The organism is Rhodoblastus sp. (assembly GCF_052145335.1).
Classification (GTDB): Bacteria; Pseudomonadota; Alphaproteobacteria; order Rhizobiales; family Beijerinckiaceae; genus Rhodoblastus.
Genome location: NZ_JBKQOU010000194.1, coordinates 1 through 3260 on the forward strand (window position 1 = coordinate 1; position 3260 = coordinate 3260).

The following is a 3260-nucleotide window of genomic DNA, read 5'->3' on the forward strand; positions in this document are numbered from 1 at the left end:
GCCAATAACTCGCGCGCAGTAATCGGTTTCTTCTCGCTGTTCATAGTCTATCCTTTCTCTGGTTCCCTTGGCCTGATGATCCGGCGGCGTTCGGCCACTCGCCGCTGGAAATGATCAACCCGCACGACTGCATACTTTGTCGGCAGGGTTGAAGCTCAACGCGCTCGTTTCGGATTTCCGGATGCAGGCAGCTGCTCCTGACAAGGCAATTCACTGCACTCGGGCCGACTTCAAGATCGATAAAGATGACGCCCTGACGCTTCCGTTCGCGTAGCCGGCGTTGACGGATTGCCGCCGAGGTCGATAAACGCGGCGTTTGGGACGGCAAGGGCTTCTCATGGCTGCCCGACTGACGTGGCTTGCTGTCGAATGTCATTTTCTGATTCCTTCAGGAAGACAATTTGTTGTTTTTTCAATTTGTTAAAAGGAAAAGCCTCAGCACTATGACGCCCATGACGGCGGAAGTTCATAACCCCCTCATGCTCGGGCGTGAGTAGGATATGCGGGCGTGCCGTCATAGCCGTCATTTCGTGGTCAGCCACGGCTCTTCATTGCCCCTCTCGGTTGGATTTTTCGCTTTCCTTCAGCCTCAAACCGGCAAAGCCCCTCGCTTGGGACTTCGGGTGCGCTTTGAACCCATGACGTTCCAGAGACGGCTTGAACGCCATTTGAGTGCCGGACGGCTCGCCGGCCGCGAGCGCCCAATTTTTCCAAGATGCAAACAATTCGCCCGACGATGCCCAAGCATTGGGATCGCGTTGGCACTTATCCTCGATCCACAGCCCAAGCGCGTCTTCCGCCGTCAAATACTCTACTGTCGCCCTTTCGACGGCCCGAGCCGACTGGAGGCCCGTGCGCTGCCAAGCGAGGCAGCCTTCGATCATCCATTTCAGAATGCCCGGCCACTCCGACTTAAGTTTCTCAGGCAGTTTTTTATCGCGCGTCGCAATCGGGATGGTCACGTCGAAAGGGACCATATGAAGACGACGGCGGATCGCCTCATCGACAGTTCGCAAGTGCGGTTTGTGATTGCCGGCGACGATGAGCTTAAAAGCTGGAATAAACTCCCAGAAATCTTGCCTCATGAACCGGGCCGACACCGCGTCGCCGCCAGTCAACTGTTTGATGCGCGCCTCGGCCCAAAATCGCCCCTGTTCGGTTTCCGTTGCCGTTACGACCCGAGCGCCCTGCATGCCCGCCATATCGGTCGGGTGACGGTCGCTATTGCTCGCGGTGAACGTCTCGATAGCGGCTGTCTTATGATATTCGTCGAGAATGCCGGCAATTGTTCCAAGCAACACGGATTTGCCGTTGGCGCCGCCGCCGTGGAAAAAGAAAAGCGCATGTTCGCGAGTGCTGCCCGTCAGGCAATAGCCGAAAACCCTTTGCAAATAAGCGATAAGCTCGGGGTCGTCGCCTGTGATTTCGTTCAGGAATTTGCGGAAAAGAGGGCAGTCACCGCCCGGAGCGGCTGAGGTAATCCGGGTAATGTAATCTTCCGCACACTGGGGACGCAGTTGACCCGTACACAGGTCGATCACGCCCGCAGGAGTATTCAGAAGCAAAGGGTCTGAATCCCATTGGGCGACCGTCGCCGCGAGCCGCCGGTCGGCCCTCGCCAAACGCTCGATGGCGTTGATGCCATGCATGCTCGTAAGGTAAATCGAGCGCGAAGTGTTTCCGCATTCGGCGGCGGCCTCGCGACTGACCTTGCGAACCAGATTAATGACGGCGATCGTCTTGTCAGTGTGCCAGCGCTTGCCATCCCAAAGAAGCCAGCGATTCCAGGCGGCGACATAGCGAAGGTCTTTTGCGTGCCGGTCCGCGAAGCGGAGTGCGAGGTCGTCGTCGGAATATTCGATTGAACATTCATCGAACACCCCCGGCTCATTTTTGGAATTAACGGCCGGGACCGGAGTGCGCACGCGGCCCATCAAACCGACGCCTTACCAGGCGCGGGCTTGCGGCGGCCGGCAAGCCAAATTTCAAGGTCAGATTCGAGAACGCCGCGCCGCCGCTTCGAAATTTCGACGATCGCTGGTCCGATCCCTTGCGCGATAAGACGCTCGAACGAACGTCGGCACAAATTGGTGCGCGCGGCAGCCTGATTGTAACTAAGAACTTGCATGAAACGATCCTCTTTGCTGTTGTTGTCGCAAAGAGGAATGAACGCCCCTCTTTGCGGTTATTGTCGCAAAAAGGAGTGAACCGTAACGGCGCGCGCATGCCTACGACGTGAACCGGTTCATTACTGTAACGAAGCGCTTCGTTCCTGAGCCTTCCTCTCCCGGTCCAGCTTGCCAATAAATGTTACGAGCATGTCACGGCCAACCTTATGAAAGCTTTCGTTCGCCCAGCTTGCCAAAATTTTGTCGGCCCTTTCGCTTATGGTGAGCGTTGGGTTCACCGACCGCAGTCGCTGATTCTCCGTCGTCGCCCACGTCTGCCAAAAAACAGCTTTTGCCTTTCGTGTCTCCGCGCTTTTCGTCCCGCCCGAACGCCCCATGTCGGATGCTTTCGCAACTCGGAGTTTCTCAATTTCATATGGCTTGAGTCCGGCCCGCAGCCCGACCAAGAGCGCCGACCATGCAAGTTCCATCGCCATGTCAGTCGAACATAGGACGTTGCTTCCGATGCTGATGGCCTTCAACGCCGAGACGAAAGTCCCAGCGTCTTCGAGCGCCCCGCGTCTCTCGCTGTCCGTCAGGTCCGGTCGAACCAGCGCAGAACCGAGCGCGGCTTCGATGGCGGAATAAAGAAGCGATCCATCCCGGCCCCAGCGAACGAGGTCCGAAAACGTTTCTGAATCCCGATCCTGCAACTCTTGAAAAAATTTATTCGTCAGCGCGATTCGATCGGTCACGGGCGCGGCCAATATCCGCGCCATGGCCTCTTTCAATGATGCGAACCGTGAAATTGGACCATCGGTCATGTCAAACGCCCCTGGCCTTGATCCGAGTCAGGTTTTTGGAAACCTCGCGCGCCTCTATGATCGCGACGAGGCATTCGCCCCATGCCGTGAGCGCGGCCCGTTTCTCGGCAGCGTAGTCGTGGCGTTGGTATATACCAATTATGCCTGCGCGACTTCCTGACACGTGGTTGAGTACGGCCTCCGTCACTTCGAGCCGCACGCCAAGCTTTTGCAGTCCTGTCGCCATTGTGCGGCGAAGATCATGTAACCGCCAATCTTTGACAAGGCTGGCGCTGTCGAGCGCGGACTTCGATTTCCCAAATCCATTGAACGGGCCGCGCAATCCGGG

Annotated in this window: 3 protein-coding genes and 1 pseudogene; all 4 read right to left on the reverse strand. The window is 57.1% G+C overall.

What is annotated here, in order from left to right; genetic code table 11:
* Positions 1 to 335: 335 nt before the first annotated feature.
* Entirely contained in the window at positions 336 to 542 is a 207-nt protein-coding gene (locus ACLP2E_RS12240) for a hypothetical protein (protein WP_442462653.1), read from the reverse strand.
* Positions 543 to 548: 6 nt separating this feature from the next.
* A complete protein-coding gene (locus ACLP2E_RS12245) occupies positions 549 to 1934 on the reverse strand; it encodes a phage/plasmid primase, P4 family (RefSeq protein WP_442462654.1) in 1386 nt (461 codons plus the stop codon).
* A 314-nt stretch (positions 1935 to 2248) separates the two neighbouring features.
* On the reverse strand, positions 2249 to 2932 hold the full coding sequence (locus ACLP2E_RS12250; protein ID WP_442462655.1) for a hypothetical protein: 684 nt from the start codon (positions 2930 to 2932) through the stop codon (positions 2249 to 2251).
* Between the two features lies 1 nt (position 2933).
* Positions 2934 to 3260: pseudogene (locus ACLP2E_RS12255) on the reverse strand (tyrosine-type recombinase/integrase); the annotation flags it as partial.